Below are 19257 nucleotides of genomic sequence, written 5' to 3'. Positions count from 1 at the left end.
CCCTACGCTCTCGCCAGTTCTGACACATCGTCAGCCAAGGGGAGGCCGGGATGACGGCGACGGACGGGTCCGGGACGACGGCGGCGGAGCCCGGGGCGACCGCGGCTCGCGAGGCGGCGGCGGACCGGGCCAGGACCAGGGCGGCGGCTCGCGGGGCGGCCGGGGAGACGGCGCGGGCCCTCGGCGGCTGCGCCACCCTCTGGGAACTCGTCGCCCGCCGGGCCGCGCTCACCCCCGCCGCCCCCGTGCTCATCGAGGCCGCCCCGGACCCCGCCGACGACCGCACCCTCACCTTCGGCGCGCTGCACGAGCGCGCCGAGCGGGTTGCGGCGGGCCTGTACGGGATGGGGGTGCGTCCGGGCACCGTCGTCGCCTGGCAGCTGCCGACCCGCATCGAGACGGTGCTGCTCTCCCTCGCCCTGGCCCGGCTCGGCGCCGTCCAGACGCCCGTCATCCCCTTCTACCGGGACCGCGAGGCCGGCTTCGCACTGCGCGAGTCGGGGGCCGAGTTCTTCGCCGTCCCCGGGGAGTGGCGCGGCTTCGACCACACCGCCATGGCCGCCCGGCTGGGGGCGCGGGGCGTCTTCCGGGCCTACGCGGACCTCCCGGCCGGCGACCCGGCCGTGCTGCCCGCGCCGCCCGCCTCCGGGACGGACGTGCGCTGGATCTACTGGACCTCCGGCACGACCTCCGACCCCAAAGGCGTGCTGCACACCGACCGGTCCCTGATCGCGGGCGGCTCCTGCCTGGCCCACGCCCTGCGGCCGGACCCGGGGGACGTGGGCTCGGTGGCCTTCCCGTACGCGCACATAGGCGGCCCGGACTACCTGGTGATGCTGCTGCTGTACGGGTTCCCGGCGGTCCTGTTCGAGAAGTTCGCGATGCCGGACGCGCTGGCCGGCTACCGCCGCCACGGGGTCACGATCGCCGGCGGCTCCACCGCGTTCTATTCGATGTTCCTCACCGAGCAGCGCAAGGACCCCGGTACGAAGCTCATCCCGAGCCTGCGCCTGCTGGCGGGCGGCGGCGCCCCCAAGCCGCCGGAGATCTACCACGCGGTGGTCCGCGAACTGGGCTGCAAGCTCACCCACGGCTACGGCATGACCGAGGTCCCGATGATCACGATGGGGGACCCGGACGACACCGACGAGAACCTCGCGACGACCGAGGGCCGGCCCCCGCAGGGCATGTCGATCCGGATCACGGCCCCGGACGGCACCCCGCTCCCGCCGTCCGCCGACGGAGAGGTCCGGCTGCGCGGCGAGGCCGTCTGCCGCGGCTACCTGGACCCCGACCGGTCGGCGGAGGCCTTCGACGCCGACGGCTACCTGATCACCGGCGACCTCGGCCACCTCGCCCCGGGCGGCCACCTGGTCCTGACCGGCCGCAGCAAGGACGTCATCATCCGCAAGGGCGAGAACATCTCGGCGAAGGAGATCGAGGACCTCCTCCACCTGCTCCCCGCAGTCGCCGACGCCGCCGTCATCGGCCTCCCGGACCCGGAGCGCGGCGAGCGCGTCTGCGCGGTGGTCGAACAGCCGCCGGGCGCCGCCCCGTTGACCCTCCCCACGGTCACGGCCCACCTGCGCGCCCAGGGCCTGTCCCCGCACAAGCTGCCGGAGCAGCTGGAGCTGGTGGCGGCCCTGCCGCGCAACGAGGCGCTGCGCAAGGTGCTCAAGTACAAGCTCCGCGAACGCTACGCCTGAACGCGACGGAGGCGCCGGCCCCCGGGACCCCCGATGGGGGTCCGGAGACCGGCGCACGCGCCTGCCGTGACTAGATGTTCTTCAGGTACCCGCTCTTGAAGCCGTAGGCGTTGGCGACGACCTGCTGGCGCTTGTCGATCTCGACGCCGAAGCCCTTGTAGATGATCGAGCCCTCCCAGACGACCTGGCCGATGGCGTTGCCGTCGGCCAGCTGGGCCTTCGGGACACCGTGGCCGATGGAGACGGCGCCGTTGAAGTTGCGCTTGCCGCAGTCCGCGTGGTCGACCTTGTCGATCTTCGAGCCGTTGGTGTGGTAGTTCACCCACACGCTCAGCTTGGTGATGGTGATGCCGAAGATCTTCTGGCGGACGGTGTAGGTGGTGTCCCACCAGCCGGCGTGCAGCTTGCCCGCGGCCGAGACCCCGGAGGCGTCCGCGGCGTCGGGGGTGAAGGTGGCGTCGCTGTCACCCGCGATCTGGACGTCGCCGTCCTTGAGGTTCACCAGCGAGTGCGAGGGGGTGCCGGCGGTGGGGACGTCGGCGACCTCCTCGAGCAGGGCCTTGAGGTTCTCGGGGTCCTCGGCGTAGTTGAGGAATTTGACCTGCTTGTCGTGCGCCAGCGCGTCGAACTCCTTCAGCGCGTCGGCGGCACCCGGCTCGGTGCTGCTCTGGAGGCTCGCCTGGTAGGCGGCGATCCGCGCGCCGTCCTGCGAGATGAGCGAGGCGCTGGCGGTGCCGGTCCCCAGCAGCGCGGTGGAGGCGAGGACGGCGAGAACGGCGGCGGTACGGCGGGGGGTTATGACCTTGGACATCGCTGTGCGAAGGCCTTTCCGTGTTGGGGGGTGGCTTGTGGCCTCAGCTAATCAGCGGAACAAACCGTTCCCGCTCAACGGATCCTCAGATCTTGGATCTTCGTCGCGCCGGGATGCATACAGGCAGTAAATGCCGGGCCATAGCTGGCAGTTGGGCGAAATGGTGCGCTAGCGTCCGACCCGCCACGAACTGAAAACAGGTGACCCCGGCGGTGCGCCAACACCCCGGGGTCCGACACCGAAGCGAGACCTTCGATGCAGATTCACCTTAGCCGCCGCACGCGCGGTTTCACCGTCCTCGGCAACGACGTCATCCGGGACCGGCGCCTCAGCTTCACCGCCCGGGGGATCCTCGGCTACCTCCTCTCCCTGCCCGGCGAGGCCCGCGAGGACGTACGCTCCCTCGCCGACAACAACCCCGGAGTCGGACGGCGCGGCATCTCCAAGGCCGTCGACGAGCTGATCCGGTACGGGTACTACGTGCGGGAGACCGTACGGGACGCCGTGACCGGGCAAGTCCGGACGAAGGTGTCCGTTTTCGACACCCCGCACGGCCAAGGGGAGCCGGTTCCCGTACTACCGGCCGCCGGTGAACCGATCGACGGGAACGCGGGAGAGTTCCCCCTCCGGGCGAAGCAGAACGAGGAAGAAACACCCTCCCTCCCAGCACCCGTGAAGCTGACGGAGGCCGTCGGCCGAGGGGGTGCGCTGCTCCAGCGGCTCGGCGCGTACGAGCCACGGCTGGCGCTCAGCGCCGCCGAGATCCTCGTCCTGGCGCCGCTCGCCGAACAGTGGGTGGCACACGGGGTACCGGAACTGGAGGCCCGCTCCCTGCTCGCGGACGGGCTGCCCCGGCCCGTCCACTCCGCCCGCGCCCTGCTGGCCGACCGCCTGGTCCGCAAACTCCCCCCGCCCCGGCTCCGCCGCGACCCCGCCGCCCCGGCGGCGCCCCTGCCCGAATGCCCGGCCTGCCGCAACCCCCTCAGCGCCCCGGACGCCCCCTGCACCCCCTGCGCCCAGACACCCGACCAACCGCCCCGCCGGACCCCGCTCTCCCCCTCCGCCGTATCGGCCCACGCCACGACCGTCCGCCAAGCCCTCCGCGGCATCCCGGCACTGGCTCCGTAAGCCGGCGGGTCCGCGCCCTTCCGCATGGGCCCCGGCGCGGCGTCACTGCCGGGCGCGGCGGGCCGGGCGGGGCGTGTCGGAGGGGGTGTCGAGGGCGCCCTGGGCAAGGAGGCCGAGGGCCCGCAGCAGGGCCTCGCGGTCGCCGGCCGGGAGGGAGCCGAGGGCGTCGGCGTGGACCTGGTCGACGATGCGCCGGCTTTCGGCGGCGACGGCGGCGCCCCGTTCGGTGACGGCGATGACGCGGGCCCGCCGGTCCTTGGTGGAAGGCCGTCGCTCGGCCAGCCCCGCCTTCTCCAGCGCATCGACGGTGACGACCATCGTCGTCTTGTCCATGTCGCCGATCTCGGCCAGCTGGATCTGGGTCCGCTCCTCCTCCAGCGCGTGGACGAGGACGCAGTGCATGCGGGCGGTGAGCCCGATCTCGCCGAGGGCGGCGGCCATACGCGTACGCAGGACGTGGCTGGTGTGGTCCAGGAGGAACGAGAGGTCGGGCTCGGTCCGGGCGGGTGACATCGCGGTCATGGACCCAGCCTAACCGTTAGGTCCGAAATAAATCGTCTGCAACAAAACTATCTGCTACGGTCCCACTATCGCTCGGCCTTCCGCCCGCTCACCGGAGAGAGAGACAGACCGATGTCCGCCATCACGCGCACCTCCCCCCTGGCCACCGCCGCCCGCGGCTCCCGCTTCCGCTCCCGCTGGACCGCCCTCGCCGTTCTCTCCACCGGCGTGCTCATGACCGTCCTCGACGGCAGCATCGTCACCGTCGCGATGCCCGCCATCCAGGACGACCTCGGCTTCACCCCCGCCGGCCTGAGCTGGGTCGTCAACGCCTACCTGATCGCCTTCGGCAGCCTCCTGCTCCTCGCGGGCCGGCTCGGCGACCTGATCGGCCGCAAGCGGATGTTCCTGGCCGGTACCGGCGTCTTCACCGCCGCCTCGCTGCTCGCCGGGTACGCGGCCTCCCCCGCCGTCCTCCTGGCCGCGCGGTTCCTCCAAGGCGTGGGCAGTGCCATGGCTTCCGCCGTCAGCCTCGGCATCCTGATCACCCTGTTCACCGAGCCCAGGGAACGGGCCAGGGCGATAGCCGTCTTCTCCTTCACCGGCGCGGCGGGCGCCTCGCTGGGCCAGGTCCTCGGCGGGGTCCTCACCGACGCGCTCGACTGGCACTGGATCTTCTTCATCAACCTGCCGATCGGGCTCGCGGCGCTGCTCCTGGCCGTTCGCGCGATCCCCGCCGCGCCCGCGGCCGCCGGCACCCCCGCGGGTGCGGACGTACTCGGCGCGGTACTCGTCACGGCCGGATTGATGGTGGGCATCTACGGCGTGGTGAAGGTGGAGGAGTACGGCTGGTCCTCCACGCACACTCTCGGCCTCGGGGCGCTGGCCCTGGTCCTGCTGGCGGCCTTCACCGCGCGGCAGGCGACGGCCCGCACCCCCCTGATGCCGCTGCGGATCTTCCGCTCCCGCGCCGTGGTCGGCGCGAACCTGGTGCAGATGCTGATGGTGGCCGCGCTGTTCTCGTTCCAGATCCTCGTCGCCCTCTACCTCCAGAAGGTGTTGGGGTACGGGGCCGGCGCGACGGGTCTGGCCATGCTGCCGGCCGCCCTCGTGATCGGAGCGGTCTCGCTGGGCGTCTCGGCCCGGCTGAACTCCCGCTTCGGTGAGCGCGCCGTCCTGTCCGCCGGGCTCGGCCTGCTGGTCGTGGCGCTGGGTCTGCTCACCCGCCTGCCGGTGCACGCCGACTACGTACGGGACTTGCTGCCGGTGATGCTGCTCGCCGCAGGCTTCGGCCTGGCCCTGCCCGCGCTCACCGCCCTGGCCATGTCACAGGCCGGGGACCACGACGCGGGACTCGCGTCCGGCCTGTTCAACACCACCCAGCAGATCGGCATGGCCCTCGGCGTGGCCGTCCTGTCCACCCTGGCAGCCTCCCGCACCGCCTCCCTCGCCTCCGCCGGCCGGACCTCCGCCGAGGCGCTCACCGGCGGCTACCACCTGGCCTTCGGCATCGGGGCCGGTCTGCTGCTCACCGCGGTGGTCATCACCGCGACCCTGCTCCGGGGAGTGCGCCGCGGCTGATGTTCCACGTGGAACCCCGCCCCGGCGCCCCGCCCCACCTCCGCCCGAGGGGTCAGGCGTCCGGGGCGGCCACGCCGCAGTAGGCGGCGAAGGCCGTGAGGATCTCGTCCTCCGAGATGCGGTCGTCGCCGTCCGTGTCGAGGGCCGTGGCGATCTGGGACGCCAGTTCCGGCGGGGTGCCGAGCACGCGCAGGACGCGGGTCGCCGCGGCCGGGGAGGCGCCGTCCGCCGGGCCGTCCCCGGAGGCCACCGCGATCACCGCGCGCAGGAACGGCCGGGCGATCTCCGCGAAGCGCTCCGGGTTGTCGCGCAGCCGCTTCACCGCACCCGTCACGAACTCCTCGCGGGACACCCGCTGGTCACCGTCGACGTCCGCGATCCCGGCCATGCCCTGCCAGAACGCCTCGGCGCCGGCGAAGACGGCCTGGCCCTGCTCCGACCGGGCCCGGACGCCGAATTCGGCCAGCACGGCCCGCGCGGCCACGCTGAAGTCCTCCCGGTCGATGTAGCCGGAGCCGTCCTGGTCGAAGGTGGCGAATCGGGAGGCGATCTTGCGCTCGTACTCTGCGCTGTCCATATTCGGCGGTCCGCCTTCACATGTGCGTGTGGGTGCAGTTGAGGTGCGGTCAAGACGTGCGGTCAAGCCGCGCAGATCAAGACAAGGCAGGAGCGTACGTCCTCGGTGGCCCGTGCGTTAAGCCGAGCCGTCGGAGAGATGGCCGCATCGAACCCGCGCACGGGAAGCGCGGCAGGGCGCGTACAGATGTGCCTATGCGGGCGTCATGTTCCGCCCGGAAGGCCCGCGTCGCCCGTAGCACGACGGGCACACTTCCGGGGCGGGCTTCCCGCAAAAACGGGCGGATCCCGCCAGCTGCCGACTACATTCGACGGGTCGACACACGGCTGGGCTGGGGGCACGATGCCGAAGGACGCACCACCGCGCTGGGACCGCCGCATGCAGCAACGCCTCGCCCGCGGTGAGGCCGCCGCGCTCGGGGAGTTGTACGACCGCTTCGCCTCGCTGGTGCACAGCCTCGCGCACCGGGTGCTGGGTGACGAGACGGCCGCGGACCGGATCACCCGCGAGGTGTTCGGGTACATCTGGGAGAACCCGGACGCCTACGACCCCAAGCAGGGCTCCCTGCGCTCCTGGGTCGCCCGGATCACCCAGGGCCAGGCCGTGGCCCGGCTGCGCCAGGCCGAACTCGGCCGCGGCTCCCGCGAGGAGCTGGAGCAGAAGGTGCGCAGCGCCAACGCGGCCGCCCGCGCGGACTACATCGTCACGTCCATGCCCGCGCCGTTGCGCTCCGCGCTGGAGCTCGCGTACTTCAAGCGGCGCGACTACCGGCAGGCCGCCGCCGACCTCAAGATCAGCGAGGACGAGGCGCGGCGCCGGCTGCGGCTCGGACTCCAGTTGCTGTCGACCGCCAACGCCCTCCCGCGGGAGGACACCGCCCCGCCCGGATACGGCCCGCCCGGATATGGAACGCCCCGATGACCGGCCCCGCCGAAGACGCGCCCGACGACGGTTACGAGCGGCCCGTGGGCGGTGCCGCGCGGATACCGGGCCCGCGCGGGGCCGCCGACGACCTCGAACCGCCGCCGGGCCCCCGGCCGGTGCCGGAGCCGGTGGACGGAGCCGCGCCCGTGCCGGTTGACGTACCCGCGCCGGAACCGCCGCCCACGCACGCCGTACTGAAGTCCCTGCTCGGGGCGTGGGCGCTGGCCGCCTGCTCCGCCGAGGAGACCCAGGCGGTGGAGGACCACCTGACCGAGTGCGCGCCCTGCGCCGAGGAGGCGCTGCGGCTACGGGACGCCGTCGGGCTGCTGCACCCGGAAGAGAGCCTGGACCTGAAACCGCTGCTGCGCTCGCGGGTGCTGGAGGACTGCCTGGGCAAGCGCCCGGCCCGCATCCCCGTCCCGGCGTGGGCGACCCCGTACGACACGGAGACCGCGCGGCTCGACGCCCTGCTGCGGGACTTCGGCGACTCGGAGTGGCACACCCCGGTACGGCTCAAGTGGTTCGAGGAGGAGCGGCGCCGGTCGCGGCGCACCACCGTGGCGGGGGTGATCGGCCACCTGCTGACGGTGGACGGGCTCGTCGCGACGGCGCTCGGGCTGGACGACCCGCTGGGCGCGCAGGCACCGTCGGGCGGTACGACGGAGCGCACCGAGTTCTTCTGGGGCTCCGCGCCGCACCCGGCCACCCGCCAGGTCCGCGAGCCGTGGCGGGAGCAGGGCCACACCCTGGTCCGTACGGTCTCCTTCGCGGGCCACGGCGTGGCCGAGCTGGAGGTCGACTACGGGAGCTTCGCCCTGCCGCTGGGGGACGCGTTCCTGGAGCGGGCCTTCGAGTGCTGGGTGCACGCGTGGGACATCGCGGAGGCGGTGGACTACCCGTACGAGCCGCCGTCCGGGCCGCACCTGCACCGCATGATCGACCTGGCGGCGCGGCTGCTGCCGGGCGCGCTGGCCGAACGGCGCCGCGCGGGTCTCGCGGGACCGCCGCACGGCCTGGTCGCGGCGGGCGCCCCGGGGCGGACCCTGCACCTGGAGATCGAGGGCGCGGGCGGCGGCTGGGACATCGCGCTGGACTCCCCGGCGGCGAAGCCGTCGTCGGACCACACGGTGGCGGAGATCGCGCTGGACGGCCTGGAGTTCTGCCAGCTGGCCGCCGGCCACATCTCCCCGGAGGAAGCGGCGGCGGGCCAGCACGGCGACCGCGAGGCGATCCGCGACGTCCTCTTCGCGGCGGCTTCGCTCAGCCGGCTGTAGCGCGGTTGCCCATAGCGCCGCCGCCTGTAGCGCCGTCGCCCGGCGGCGCTACAGGCGCAAGCGCAACAGGCGACGGCGCAACAGGCACTACGGACACGCCACGCCCGTCACGCGCGTCACGCGAAGACCACCGTCCGGGTCCCGTTCAGCAGCACGCGGTGTTCGCTGTGCCACTTCACCGCACGGGCGAGGGCCTGGCACTCCACGTCGCGGCCGATCGCGACCAGCTGTTCCGGGGTCACCTCGTGGCCCACCCGCTCGACCTCCTGCTCGATGATCGGGCCCTCGTCCAGGTCGGCCGTGACGTAGTGCGCGGTCGCACCGATCAGCTTCACGCCCCGCGCGTGGGCCTGGTGGTACGGCTTCGCGCCCTTGAAGCTCGGCAGGAAGGAGTGGTGGATGTTGATGATCCGCCCGCTCAGCTCCCGGCACAGGGTGTCCGACAGCACCTGCATGTACCGGGCCAGCACCACCAGTTCGACGTTCTGCGCGCGCACCAGCTCCAGCAGCTCCGCCTCGGCCGCCGCCTTGGTGTCCTTCGTCACCGGGATGTGCACGAACGGGACGTCGTAGGAGCCGACCAGCTCCGCGAAGTCGGTGTGGTTCGAGACCACCGCCGCGATCTCCACCGGCAGCGCGCCGATCCGCGACCGGAACAGCAGGTCGTTGAGGCAGTGCCCGAACTTCGACACCATCAGCACGATCCGCATCCGCTCGTCGGAGCGGTGGATCTGCCAGTCCATCTTGAAGGAGTCCCCGATAGCGGCGAAGCTGGCCCGCAGCTTCTCCACGGTGGCCGGCGCGTCCGCCTCGAAGTGCACCCGCATGAAGAACAGGCCGGTGTCTCGGTCGCCGAACTGCCGGCTGTCCTCGATGTTGCATCCGGTCATGAACAGGTAGCTGGACACGGCGTGCACAATGCCCTTTTTGTCCGGGCAGGAGAGGGTCAGGACGTACTGCTGCGGCTGCGCCTGGCGCTGCGGGTCATCGTTCATGACGGCAAAGCCTTTCACACCGCGCGGGTGATGATTCTCAGCAGTTCGAGGGAGCGTGGCGCGGCGTCCGGATCGTCCCCGTCCGCCGTCGCGAGCCGTACGTGGGCCTCGCGCGCCGCCCGCACCGCCTCGGGCCAGGCGTGGTGCTCCAGGTACACGGACACGGGCGCGTCCGGGCCGACCTGGTGCAGGATCCGCAGCACGCGCAGGACCGCGAGGTCCACGAGGGCCGCCTCGCCCGAGTCGCGGAAGATCGTGCCGACGTACTTCTCGGCCGACCAGCTGTCCAGCCAGGTGTCCTCCACGAGCCGGTACACGGCGTCGGTGACGTCCCCGTACCCTTCGACGCCGGCCAGCCAGACCTCCTCCTGGAACACCGGGTCGGAAAGCATGTGCAGCGCCGAGCGCACGTTGCTGCGCCAGCGCCACCACGGCATGTCGTTGAGGGGCATGCCGCCCATGGTGGAGGAGCGGCCGCCGCGGCGGGAAGAGTTCTTCGAACCTTGGGCGAATGTCACGCTTTCGATCGTACGTTCCCCCGTGGCGCGATCTTGAAGCACCTGTGTGTGACCGGACCCCCGCAATTCACCTCCCCGTCACCGCATGTTGTGTACACCTCATGCCCGCGTTCCCCGGGGGGCGGAATGGTGCGTGGACATGACCGACCGGCGACGCACGACCTCCCTGTCCCGCACCCTCCTGGCCACGGCGATGGGTGCGTGCCTCGTCGCCGGCTGCGGGGTGGTCCCCGGGGGCTCGGGGGGCTCCGGGGGCACCATCACCGTGATGACCTTCGCCCCCATGGGCACCAAGGCGACCAACATGCCCGGCATGCCAGGCATGGCCAAGGCGTACGAACGCTGGGTCAACGCCAAGGGCGGCATCAACGGCCACAAGCTGCGCGTGCTGACCTGCAACGAGCAGAACACCCCGACCGGCGCCGCCGACTGCGCGCGCAAGGCCATCGCCGAGAAGGCCGTCGCCGTCGTCGGCTCGTACAGCCAGCACGGCCGCGCCTTCATGGCCCCCCTGGAGGCCGAGGGCATCCCCTTCATCGGCGGCTACGGGGTCTCCTCCGAGGAGTTCGAGAGCACCCTCTCCTACCCCGTCAACGGCGGCCAGCCCGTCCTCCTCGCGGGCGCCGGCCACCAGCTCGGCAAGGTGTGCAGCCAAGTCGCGCTGGTCCGCCCCGACACCCTCGCGGGCGACTCCATGCCGGTGCTGCTCAACGCCGGGCTGCGGGCCAACAAGGTGCCGGACGCCGCCGACATCCGGGCGGCCGAGGACGGCGCCGACTACACGGCGCAGGCCCGCGAGGCACTGGTCGACTCCACCGGCTCCGCCGCCAAGGACCGCGGCTGCGTGACGGCGGTGCTCGGCGAGCGCACGGAGACCTTCCTCGACGCCTTCCGCCGCACCGACGACAAGCACAAGAAGCCGCAGATCGCCTCCGTCCTCGGCAGCGTCAGCCAGGCGCTGGTCGACCGCACCGGCGGCCGCGAGAGCCCCTTCGAGGGCGCCTACCTCACCAGCTGGTACCCGGTGGCCGGCGACCCGCTGTGGGGGCCGATGCGCAAGGTGATCTCCGAACAGGCCTTCGGCGACGACAGCGTGGACCCCGACGACAGCGGGACGCAGACCACCTGGATCGCGTACACCGTGCTGAACGAGATCGTCAGCCGCCTCAAGCCGGACGAGGAGGTCACCGCGCGGAAGATCGCGAAGACCCTCAACCAGACGGCGGGCGTCCAGACCGGCGGTCTCACCCCCGAGCTCAGTTGGCGCTACCAGGACGTACGGGCCGTCGCCGGGTTCCCGCGCATCTCCAACGGGCGGGTCACCTTCCAGGTCGTCCAGCAGGGCCGGCTCGTCGCCCAGCCGGGCGAGGAATCCCAGGACATGACCCCGACCCTGGAGCAGGCGCCCCGCGCGGCCTGATGGCCGGGGCGCCGGGCGTCACAGCTCGGTCTTGTCCCGGCGGGTGAGGCCGTACTTGGCCGCGATCGAGTTCCACATGGTCGCGGCCGACTCCTTGGCCCGGGTCGCCTCGCCGCTGGACTTGTTGCCGTCGGCGGCGTTGCCGGTGGACTTCGCCTTGCCGTCCTTGCACTTGCCCTTGTCGTGGTTGACGTCGTCCGCCCAGCCCGCGTAGCTGCGGTCGGCGGCGGCCGAGGACTTCCACGCCTTGGTGAGGGCGGCGGCGAGCTTCGCGTGGTCCGGCAGCTCGTCCATCTTCAGGTCCTGGAGCCGGGTGACCATGTCGTCGCGCTTGCTGGCGGCGTCCCGCAGGTCCAGGGCCGCCTGGTCGAGGTTGCGGCAGCTCTTGACGTCGTCGACGGCCTTGATCACCGCCGCCCGGCTCTCGTTGCTGTCCGCGAGCACCTTGTCGAGCTGGACGGCCTGCGGGCGGGCCGGGTCGACCTGGGCGTCACCGGCCGCAGCCGCGGCGGAGCCGGTCGGGGCGGGGGCCTCGGCGGCGCCCGGGTCGCTGTTGGCGGCCTTGCCGCCGTCGCCGAGCAGCGAGCCGACGCCGAGGCCGGCCACGGCGAGGCCGATGACGGCGGCGGCGATGACCCCGGCCGAGACCTTGCGCGGCGGCGCGGGCGGGGGCGGGGCAGGTGCGTACTGCTGCTGCGGCTGGGGCGGTACTGGGCCGGCCGGAGGTCCTACGGTGCCGCGGCCGCGCGGTGCCCGGCGCGGGACCGGCTCCTGGATCTTGGGCAGTTGCTGGGTGCTCCCGGCGCCGTCGTCGTCGCTGCGGAACAGGCCGTCGAAACCCTGCACGGCGGAGTCCGCGGGCGCGGCCGGGACGGGCGGGATGTACTGCGTCGCCGCCTCGTGATGGGCGGGACCGTCAGCGGCCGGGACCGGCGGCATGAACTGCGTCGCCGCCTCGTGATGGGCGGGACCGTCAGCGGCCGGGACCGGCGGGATGAACTGCGTCGCCGCCTCGTGCGGGGCGGGGCCGTCCACCACCGGCGGGATGTACTGCGTCGCCGCCTCGTGCGGGGCGGGGCCGTCCACCACCGGCGGGATGTACTGCGTCGCCGCCTCAACGGGGCCCGGTGCGCCCGGTATGGGCGGGATGTACTGGGTCATCGCCTCCGGCAGCGGCGGGTACCCGTACCCGTGCGGGTCCCCCGGCCCCTCGAAGCCCGGGCCGACCACGTGCCCCGGCTGCGGGGCGTACCCGGGCGGGGCCTGCGGCGGGTACCCGTACGCGGGACCGCCCGGCGCCGGCTGCTCCTGCACCCCGTACGCCGGGTAATGCGGCTGCCGAGAGCCGTACTCGGACTGCTGGGCGCCGTACTCCGGCTGCGGTGCGCCGTACTCGGGCCCCTGCGCCCCCGGCCCCGGGTCCTGGCCCCACGGCACGCCGGCCTGCGGGGCGGCCTCGTGGCCGCTCCCCTGTCCGCTCTCCGTCACCGGGAACTCCTTCACCGACCTGCCCGCACGTACGGAACCGTCGGCCCACGCTACCCGGTCACCGGCCGCCCCGGTCAGTCCACCCGGAGCCGCACCCCGCCTCAGGCCGCCGCCACCTCCAGCCGCGCCGCGAACTCCCGCACCGCCGCCTCCTCGCGGTACGGCTCCAGCCGGGCCCGGAAGTCCTCCAGGTACTCCGCCCCGCGCCGGGTGCGCAACGAGTCCAGCAGATCGGCCGCCTTCGCCGCCGTCTGGCAGGCCTGCTCCACCTCCCGCTGCTGTACCTGCGCCGCCGCCAGCAGCAGCAGCCCGATCGACCGGCGCCGCGCCTTGGCCTCGGGCAGGCCCCGCAGGGCCTCCTCGGCGCGCCGGGCCGCCGCGTCGGCCTGGCCGAGGTCCCGGTGGCAGTGGGCCAGCTCGTCGGCGAGGTAGGCCTGGTCGAAGTGGCGGATCCACACCGGGTCGTCGCCCGACTCGGGCTCCGCCCGCTCCAGCGCGGTCACCGCCCGCCCGGACAGCACCGCCGTGGCCCGGGCGTCGCCCAGCAGCGCGTGCCCGCGCGCCTCGGCGGCGTAGAACATCGCCTCCACCCGCGGCGTGACCTGCCCGCGCGTGCCCTCCTGGGCGGCCCGGGCCAGCTGCGCGATCTCCCGCGGGTTGCCCAGTTCGGCGGCGAGGTGGCTCATGGACGCGGCCAGCACGTAGCCCCCGTACGCGCGGTCGCCGGCCGCCTGGGCCAGCCGTAGCGCCTGGATGTAGTAGCGCTGGGCCAGGCCCGGCTGGCCCGTGTCCACCGCCATGTAGCCCGCGAGTTCCGTCAGCCGGGCCACGGCCGCGAACAGCGCCCGCCCGACCGGTTCCCGGTAGGAGCCGCCGATCAGCCCGGACACCACGGAGTTGAGGTAGTGCACCACGACCGGGCGCACGTGCCCGCTGCCGAAGCGGTGGTCGAGCTCCTTGAGGGCCTCGGTGGTCGCCCGTACCGCTTCGACGTCGGGCATCCCCACGCGCGAGCCGCTGTTGCGGGCCACCTGCGGGTCGGCGCCGGTGATCAGCCAGTCGCGGCTGGGCTCGACCAGGGCGGAGGCGGCAACGCTGGAGCCGGAGAGGAAGTCGCGGCGGCCGACGTCGCTGCGCCACAGCTCGCAGACCTGCTCGATGGCGCCGATGACGGTCGGCGAGAACTGCAGGCCGACGCCGGAGGCGAGGTTCTTGCCGTTGGCCATGCCGATCTCGTCGATGGTGACGGTCCGGCCGAGTTTGCGGCCGATGGCCTCTGCGATGATGCCCGGCGCCCGGCCGCGCGGCTGCTGTCCGCGCAGCCACCGGGCCACGGAGGTCTTGTCGTAGCGGAGATCGAGGCCGTGCTCGGCCCCGCACATGTTCACGCGCCGGGCGAGCCCGGCATTGGAGCACCCGGCTTCCTGGATGAGCGCCTGCAGCCGTTCGTTCGGCTGGCGGGCGAGGAGAGGCCTGGCTGCCATGAAAACCCCCTGAAGCCGCGGGAGAGCGATGGAATGATCACTTCCCGCCTGATGTGCGGAGAATCTTCCTCTCTGCGTGGTGTCGCTACCCACGGACCGCGCCCCGGGCTCCTACGCGCCCCCGCCCGTGCTTCCGTGCGCCCCATTTGCAGGATCGATGCTCCGCCCACGGGCCGGTTTACGCCCGTAACCCCGCGTGGGTGCGGGAGTTGTGATGGGCGTGGAAGAGACCATCGGAGTCACGGAGACCGCACCCATCCCCAAGCAGCGCGGCGAGCAGCTGCTGGACCATGCCGTGCGGTACGCGGAAGAACGGCACTGGGATGTCTTCGCGGGCACCTGGCTGGAGGCGGGCGACGGCCGGGAGGTGTGCTCCTGCGGGGACCCGGAGTGCCCGGCGCCCGGCGCCCACCCGGCGGTGCAGGACTGGGCGGCGCTGGCCACCGGCAGCGCGGTGCAGGTGCGCCGGATCTGGGCGAAGCAGCCGCGGGCCTCCATCCTGCTGCCGACGGGCCGGACCTTCGACGCCATCGACGTGCCGTCCGCCGCCGGGATCCACGCCGTGGCGCGGCTGGAGCGGATGCAGCGCACCCTCGGCCCGGTGACCCTCACCCCGGACCACCGGATGCTGTTCTTCGTCCTGCCCGGGGCCGGGGCCAAGGTGCCGGACCTGGTACGGAATCTGGGCTGGTCGGCGCCCGCGATCGACATGGTCGCCCGGGGCGAGGGCGAGTACGTCGCCGCTCCGCCCACCCGCTTCGGCGGCCGGGGCCCGGTGCAGTGGGCCTGCAAGCCCACCCCGGCGAACCGGTGGCTGCCGGACACCGAGGAGCTGATCGACGCGCTCGCCTACGCCTGCGGCAGCCAGGCCGCCGCGGCGCGGGCCGGCCACAGCGCCTGAGTTCATGACATACGTAACTGCCGCCGCCTCGTCCCCTGCTCCTATGGTGAGGAACGTACGACCACGGGGATCAGGACGAGAGGCAGGCGCATGCCGGACCAGGGTGATGCGACGAGCAGGACGGACGGCGGAGCGGGGGGCGTGCGATCCGCGCTGCCCGCCGCCGTGCGGATAGAGGGGCTGTGGAAGCGGTTCGGCGAGCAGGTGGCCGTGGCCGGCATCGATCTGGAGATCCCGGCGGGCCGGTTCATCGGGCTCGTCGGACCGAACGGCGCGGGCAAGACCACGACGCTGTCGATGGTGACCGGACTGCTGCGCCCCGACATGGGGCGGGTGTTCGTCGCCGGACATGACGTGTGGGCGGACCCGGCCGAGGTGAAGTCGCGGATCGGCGTCCTGCCGGAGGGGCTGCGGCTGTTCGAGCGGCTCTCCGGGCGGGAACTGCTCGGCTACATGGGCCGGCTGCGCGGGCTGCCGGGCGAGGAGACCGACAAGCGGGCGACGCAGCTGCTGGACGTGCTGGACCTCGCGGGCTCGCAGCACAAGCTGGTCGTCGACTACTCGACGGGCATGCGCAAGAAGATCGGGCTGGCGGCCGCGCTGCTGCACAACCCGGAAGTCCTCTTCCTGGACGAGCCGTTCGAAGGCGTCGACCCGGTGTCCGCGCAGACCATCCGCGGAGTGCTGGAACGTTACACCGCCTCCGGCGCCACCGTGGTGTTCTCCTCCCACGTGATGGAACTCGTCGAGTCGCTGTGCGACTGGGTGGCCGTGATGGCCGGCGGCCACATCCGCGCGGCGGGCCCGCTGGCCGACGTACGGGGCGCCGCGCCCTCCCTCCAGAACGCGTTCCTGGAACTGGTCGGAGCGCACGACCGGGCCGCGGGCGACTCCCTGGACTGGCTGGGCGGCGGCCGATGAGCGCCCCGGTCACCACCGCCGCCCCGGCGGCGCCCGGTACCGGCGTCCCGGCCGTCTCGCTGACGCCGCTCTTCGTCCGCCTCAAGCTGTCGCTGCTCAAGAACGGGCTGAAGGGCTCCTCGAAGCGCAAGGCGGCCTGGTTCGGCACCCTCGTGCTGGCGCTGGTGGTGGGCTTCTTCGTCACGCTGGGGCTGGCCCTGCTGCACGGCAACGCGCACGCGGGAACGGTCGTCGTGATCCTCGCGGCGATCCTGGCGCTCGCCTGGAGCTTCATGCCGCTGTTCTTCCCCAGCGGCGACGAGACGCTCGACCCGAGCCGGCTGGTGATGCTGCCGCTGCGCCCGCGTCCGCTGGTACGGGCGCTGCTGGCGTCCTCGCTGGTCGGCATCGGTCCCCTGTTCACGCTGTGCCTGGCCGTCGGCTCGGTGGTGGCGGTGGCGCGGGGCGCGGCCGGGGCGGTGTTCGCCGTCGTGGCCGTTCCGCTGCTGCTGCTGGGCTGTGTGACCCTGGCCCGGGCCGTGGCCACCGCCAACGTACGGCTGTTGTCGAGCCGCAAGGGGCGTGACCTCGCGCTGCTCAGCGGGCTGCTGATCGCGATCGGCGCCCAGCTGGCCAACTTCGCCAGTCAGCGGCTGTTCCAGGCCGGGGGGCTGGCCCAGCTGGAGCCCGCGGAGGCCGTGGTGCGCTGGCTGCCGCCCGCGACGGCGGTGGGCATGGTGGACTCGGCGAGCGAGGGCGACTACGCGGCCGCCGCGGCCCAGCTGGTGCTCACCCTCGCCGCCCTGGCGGGGCTGCTGTGGTACTGGGAGCGCAGCCTGACCCGGCTCATGGTGACCCCGGACGGCTCGACCCTGGCGGCCGCCGCCCCGCGCAAGGACCGCGACACGGGGCCGGGCCTGTGGGCCCTGCTGCCCGGGGGCCGTTCGGGCGCTGCGATGCAGCGCACCCTGCGGTACGTGCTGCGCGACCCCAAGACGAAGTCGGCGTGGGTGACGGCGCTCGCGGTGGGCCTGATCGTGCCGGTGTTCAACGCCCTCCAGGGCACCGGCTCCGTCTACCTCGCCTGCTTCGGCACGGGCATGCTCGGCATCCAGATGTACAACCAGTTCGGCCAGGACACCTCGGCGTTCTGGATGGTGGCGCAGACCCTGTCGACGCCGCGCGACGTCTTCGTGGAGATGCGGGCCCGCGCCGGGGCACTGGCCCTGGTCACGGTCCCGTACGCGGTGCTGGTCACGGCCCTCACCGCCGGGCTGGTCGGCGACTGGGCCTACTTCCCCAGCGCGCTGGGCCTGGCGCTGGCCCTGCTGGGCGCGATGCTGTGCACGGGCGCGGTGGCGTCGGCCCGCTTCCCGTACTCCATCCCCACGGACGGCGCGTTCAAGAACGTCGCACCGGGCCAGGGCGGGCTCGCCTGGCTGAGCATCTTCGGCGGCATGTTCACCTCGGCGGTGATCTGCGCTCCGGTGATCGCGGTGACGGTGTACTTCGCCGTCACCCCGGAGCAACAGCCCCTCGCCTGGACCGTCCTGCCCCTGGGCATCGCCTGGGGCACCCTGGCGGCCTGGGCCGGCCTCCGCCTGGCGGCCCCCATGGCAGCCCGCCGGCTGCCGGAAATCCTGACGGCGGTCAGCAAGGGCTGACGGCCAGCAGCCCGGCCCGCGCTCCCGAAGGCAGCGCGGGCCGGGCTTTTCCGTGTCCCGGTCAGCCGGTGGGGAGCTTCGCCGTGAAGGCGGTCGGGACGCTGACCACGTCGTCGAAGCTGAGCTTGCCCGCGCCGAACTGGTCGGCGGCCATGGCCTTCTTCTTGCCGCCGGTGACCTGCCAGACGGTGTTGCCGTCCGGCGACAGCAGCATGGTGCCGTCGGCCGGGGCCACCTTCGCGGCCGCCGACTTCAGCCACTCGCCCGGAGCCCCCTCCAGCGGACGCTTGTCGTAACCGAAGCCGGTGAAGTCCGCGTAGGACAGCGGCACCGCCACCCCGCCCGCCATCACGTAGACCGTCGAATCCGCGCCCGAGGCATCCTTCACGATCGTGCCGTTGTTCAGCTGGCGCGCGGAGGCCGAGCGCAGCCAGTCCCCGGGGACGCCCATCAGGGAGCGGGAGTCGTAGCCGTTGGCGGTCCACTCGGCCGCCGAGATGTGCAGGGCCGAGCCGTTGACCATGACGTAGCGGGCCGGGTCGGTGCCCGACTGGTCCATGACGACGCGGCCGTTGGACAGGGAGCGCTGGGCGGCGCCCTGCAACCAGGCGGTCGGCACGCCCATGTCGGCGCGGACGTTGTAGCCGTCGGCCGTCCAGTCCGCGGCGGAGATCAGCAGCGCCGCCCCGTCGATGATCACGTAGCGGTTGGCGCCGCCGGCCTGGTCGTGGACCACGGTGCCGGCCGCGGGGGCGCCGGGCAGGCCGTTGAACGCCGCGTTGTCGATGAGGACGATCTTGCTGAGGTCGTAGTGGTCGGGGGTGACGTCGGAACCGGCGACCGGTACGCCCGCCCCGTTGATCAGGACCTTCACGTCCGGGCCGGCCGTCGACTTGACCAGCGTGCCGACGGGCAGCGTGGAGGGGTCCGGGTAGGCCGGGGCGGTGGGGTACGGGTTCGTGTGGTCGGCGCCGAGGCCGGCCGCGGGGCCGCAGGAGGGCCAGGCGCCCTGGCCCTGGCCGGCCAGGATCTTCTCGCCCGTCAGGATCTGCTGCTGCTTGGTCGCCTGGTCGGGCCGGGAGGCGTACTGGGTGCCGCCGAAGGCGCGCCACGTCGACATCGATATCTGGAGGCCGCCGTAGTAGCCGTTGCCGGTGTTGATGCTCCAGTTGCCGCTGGCCTCGCACTGGGCGACCTTGTCCCACGTCGAGACGGCGGCGGCGGAGGCGCCGGTGCTGGTCAGGAGCGGGGCGGCAAGGGCGAGCAGCGCGGTGGCGGTGACGGCGAGTGCGGACTTCTGGCGGGCGGCGGCGGAGCGCATCAAGGTTCCTTCGGGCAGCGTCTGGCGGGCGGGGGCGGGTCGGAGCGGGCCCCGGGCCGCCCGG

At 73.1% G+C, this 19257-nt stretch carries 17 protein-coding genes; 9 read left to right on the top strand and 8 right to left on the bottom strand.

From position 1 onward, the window contains the following. The first annotated feature begins 50 nt into the window (after positions 1–50). Positions 51–1706 carry a class I adenylate-forming enzyme family protein gene (locus ACZ4M3_RS28655; protein WP_467737411.1) on the top strand — a complete coding sequence of 552 codons (1656 nt, stop codon included), beginning with the start codon at positions 51–53 and terminating at the stop codon, positions 1704–1706. A 70-nt stretch (positions 1707–1776) separates the two neighbouring features. On the opposite strand, the gene ACZ4M3_RS28650 is transcribed toward ACZ4M3_RS28655, so the two are convergent. Further along, positions 1777–2517, bottom strand: coding sequence for a hypothetical protein (locus ACZ4M3_RS28650; protein WP_467737409.1), 741 nt, complete (start codon positions 2515–2517; stop codon positions 1777–1779). 255 nt (positions 2518–2772) lie between these two features. On the opposite strand from ACZ4M3_RS28650, the gene ACZ4M3_RS28645 reads away from it, so the two are divergent. After that, on the top strand, positions 2773–3645 hold the full coding sequence (locus tag ACZ4M3_RS28645; protein WP_467737407.1) for a hypothetical protein: 873 nt from the start codon (positions 2773–2775) through the stop codon (positions 3643–3645). Between the two features lie 42 nt (positions 3646–3687). Here ACZ4M3_RS28645 and ACZ4M3_RS28640 read toward each other — a convergent pair whose 3' ends face one another. Then, positions 3688–4167, bottom strand: coding sequence for a MarR family winged helix-turn-helix transcriptional regulator (locus tag ACZ4M3_RS28640; RefSeq protein WP_467737405.1), 480 nt, complete (start codon positions 4165–4167; stop codon positions 3688–3690). 111 nt (positions 4168–4278) lie between these two features. On the opposite strand from ACZ4M3_RS28640, the gene ACZ4M3_RS28635 reads away from it, so the two are divergent. Beyond that, complete coding sequence (locus ACZ4M3_RS28635; protein WP_467737403.1) at positions 4279–5727, top strand: MFS transporter; 1449 nt, start codon at positions 4279–4281, stop codon at positions 5725–5727. Positions 5728–5779: 52 nt separating this feature from the next. Here ACZ4M3_RS28635 and ACZ4M3_RS28630 read toward each other — a convergent pair whose 3' ends face one another. Then, positions 5780–6304, bottom strand: coding sequence for an EF-hand domain-containing protein (locus ACZ4M3_RS28630; RefSeq protein WP_467737401.1), 525 nt, complete (start codon positions 6302–6304; stop codon positions 5780–5782). 342 nt (positions 6305–6646) lie between these two features. Between ACZ4M3_RS28630 and ACZ4M3_RS28625 the strand changes: the two genes are divergently transcribed. After that, on the top strand, positions 6647–7225 hold the full coding sequence (locus tag ACZ4M3_RS28625) for a sigma-70 family RNA polymerase sigma factor (protein ID WP_453353227.1): 579 nt from the start codon (positions 6647–6649) through the stop codon (positions 7223–7225). Further along, positions 7222–8502, top strand: a complete 1281-nt coding sequence (locus ACZ4M3_RS28620; RefSeq protein ID WP_467737399.1) for a maleylpyruvate isomerase N-terminal domain-containing protein — start codon at positions 7222–7224, stop codon at positions 8500–8502. Before ACZ4M3_RS28625 ends, ACZ4M3_RS28620 begins: the two co-directional genes overlap by 4 nt. A 116-nt stretch (positions 8503–8618) precedes the next feature. Here the strand turns inward: ACZ4M3_RS28620 and purU are convergent, their stop codons facing one another. Together purU and ACZ4M3_RS28610 are read right to left on the bottom strand one after the other, a co-directional pair. Beyond that, a complete protein-coding gene (gene purU / locus ACZ4M3_RS28615) occupies positions 8619–9497 on the bottom strand; it encodes a formyltetrahydrofolate deformylase (RefSeq protein WP_467737397.1) in 879 nt (292 codons plus the stop codon). 14 nt (positions 9498–9511) lie between these two features. Beyond that, entirely contained in the window at positions 9512–9958 is a 447-nt protein-coding gene (locus ACZ4M3_RS28610) for an SCO4402 family protein (RefSeq protein ID WP_467737566.1), read from the bottom strand. Positions 9959–10154: 196 nt separating this feature from the next. Here ACZ4M3_RS28610 and ACZ4M3_RS28605 point away from each other — a divergent pair, with 196 nt between their 5' ends. Then, positions 10155–11435: an ABC transporter substrate-binding protein gene (locus ACZ4M3_RS28605; RefSeq protein WP_467737395.1), complete on the top strand. Its 1281-nt coding sequence runs from the start codon at positions 10155–10157 to the stop codon at positions 11433–11435. Between the two features lie 18 nt (positions 11436–11453). Here ACZ4M3_RS28605 and ACZ4M3_RS28600 read toward each other — a convergent pair whose 3' ends face one another. Then, positions 11454–12923 carry a hypothetical protein gene (locus ACZ4M3_RS28600; protein ID WP_467737393.1) on the bottom strand — a complete coding sequence of 490 codons (1470 nt, stop codon included), beginning with the start codon at positions 12921–12923 and terminating at the stop codon, positions 11454–11456. 101 nt (positions 12924–13024) lie between these two features. Then, positions 13025–14407, bottom strand: coding sequence for a transcriptional regulator (locus tag ACZ4M3_RS28595; RefSeq protein ID WP_467737391.1), 1383 nt, complete (start codon positions 14405–14407; stop codon positions 13025–13027). Between the two features lie 220 nt (positions 14408–14627). Between ACZ4M3_RS28595 and ACZ4M3_RS28590 the strand changes: the two genes are divergently transcribed. The 3 genes from ACZ4M3_RS28590 (at position 14628) to ACZ4M3_RS28580 (ending at position 17872) form a co-directional block, all read left to right on the top strand. Further along, positions 14628–15308: a bifunctional DNA primase/polymerase gene (locus ACZ4M3_RS28590; RefSeq protein ID WP_467737564.1), complete on the top strand. Its 681-nt coding sequence runs from the start codon at positions 14628–14630 to the stop codon at positions 15306–15308. 90 nt (positions 15309–15398) lie between these two features. Then, positions 15399–16229, top strand: coding sequence for an ABC transporter ATP-binding protein (locus tag ACZ4M3_RS28585; RefSeq protein WP_467737389.1), 831 nt, complete (start codon positions 15399–15401; stop codon positions 16227–16229). Continuing rightward, positions 16226–17872: a transporter gene (locus tag ACZ4M3_RS28580; protein ID WP_467737387.1), complete on the top strand. Its 1647-nt coding sequence runs from the start codon at positions 16226–16228 to the stop codon at positions 17870–17872. Before ACZ4M3_RS28585 ends, ACZ4M3_RS28580 begins: the two co-directional genes overlap by 4 nt. Before the next feature lie 61 nt (positions 17873–17933). Here ACZ4M3_RS28580 and ACZ4M3_RS28575 read toward each other — a convergent pair whose 3' ends face one another. Continuing rightward, positions 17934–19193, bottom strand: coding sequence for a transglycosylase family protein (locus tag ACZ4M3_RS28575; protein ID WP_467737386.1), 1260 nt, complete (start codon positions 19191–19193; stop codon positions 17934–17936). Between the last annotated feature and the right edge of the window lie 64 nt (positions 19194–19257).

This window comes from Streptomyces sp. NPDC026522, from assembly GCF_055567555.1.
The sequence above is the reverse complement of the archived record's forward strand: the minus strand, read 5'-3'. Positions and strand labels throughout refer to the sequence as shown.

What these genes read in the sequence shown, in the direction of transcription:
- ACZ4M3_RS28655 (WP_467737411.1), top strand. Translation starts at nt 51, where the DNA reads ATGACGGCGACGGACGGGTCCGGGACGACGGCGGCGGAGCCCGGGGCG.
- ACZ4M3_RS28650 (WP_467737409.1), bottom strand. Translation starts at nt 2,517, where the DNA reads ATGTCCAAGGTCATAACCCCCCGCCGTACCGCCGCCGTTCTCGCCGTC.
- ACZ4M3_RS28645 (WP_467737407.1), top strand. Translation starts at nt 2,773, where the DNA reads ATGCAGATTCACCTTAGCCGCCGCACGCGCGGTTTCACCGTCCTCGGC.
- ACZ4M3_RS28640 (WP_467737405.1), bottom strand. Translation starts at nt 4,167, where the DNA reads ATGACCGCGATGTCACCCGCCCGGACCGAGCCCGACCTCTCGTTCCTC.
- ACZ4M3_RS28635 (WP_467737403.1), top strand. Translation starts at nt 4,279, where the DNA reads ATGTCCGCCATCACGCGCACCTCCCCCCTGGCCACCGCCGCCCGCGGC.
- ACZ4M3_RS28630 (WP_467737401.1), bottom strand. Translation starts at nt 6,304, where the DNA reads ATGGACAGCGCAGAGTACGAGCGCAAGATCGCCTCCCGATTCGCCACC.
- ACZ4M3_RS28625 (WP_453353227.1), top strand. Translation starts at nt 6,647, where the DNA reads ATGCCGAAGGACGCACCACCGCGCTGGGACCGCCGCATGCAGCAACGC.
- ACZ4M3_RS28620 (WP_467737399.1), top strand. Translation starts at nt 7,222, where the DNA reads ATGACCGGCCCCGCCGAAGACGCGCCCGACGACGGTTACGAGCGGCCC.
- purU (WP_467737397.1), bottom strand. Translation starts at nt 9,497, where the DNA reads ATGAACGATGACCCGCAGCGCCAGGCGCAGCCGCAGCAGTACGTCCTG.
- ACZ4M3_RS28610 (WP_467737566.1), bottom strand. Translation starts at nt 9,958, where the DNA reads ATGGGCGGCATGCCCCTCAACGACATGCCGTGGTGGCGCTGGCGCAGC.
- ACZ4M3_RS28605 (WP_467737395.1), top strand. Translation starts at nt 10,155, where the DNA reads ATGACCGACCGGCGACGCACGACCTCCCTGTCCCGCACCCTCCTGGCC.
- ACZ4M3_RS28595 (WP_467737391.1), bottom strand. Translation starts at nt 14,407, where the DNA reads ATGGCAGCCAGGCCTCTCCTCGCCCGCCAGCCGAACGAACGGCTGCAG.
- ACZ4M3_RS28585 (WP_467737389.1), top strand. Translation starts at nt 15,399, where the DNA reads ATGCCGGACCAGGGTGATGCGACGAGCAGGACGGACGGCGGAGCGGGG.
- ACZ4M3_RS28580 (WP_467737387.1), top strand. Translation starts at nt 16,226, where the DNA reads ATGAGCGCCCCGGTCACCACCGCCGCCCCGGCGGCGCCCGGTACCGGC.
- ACZ4M3_RS28575 (WP_467737386.1), bottom strand. Translation starts at nt 19,193, where the DNA reads ATGCGCTCCGCCGCCGCCCGCCAGAAGTCCGCACTCGCCGTCACCGCC.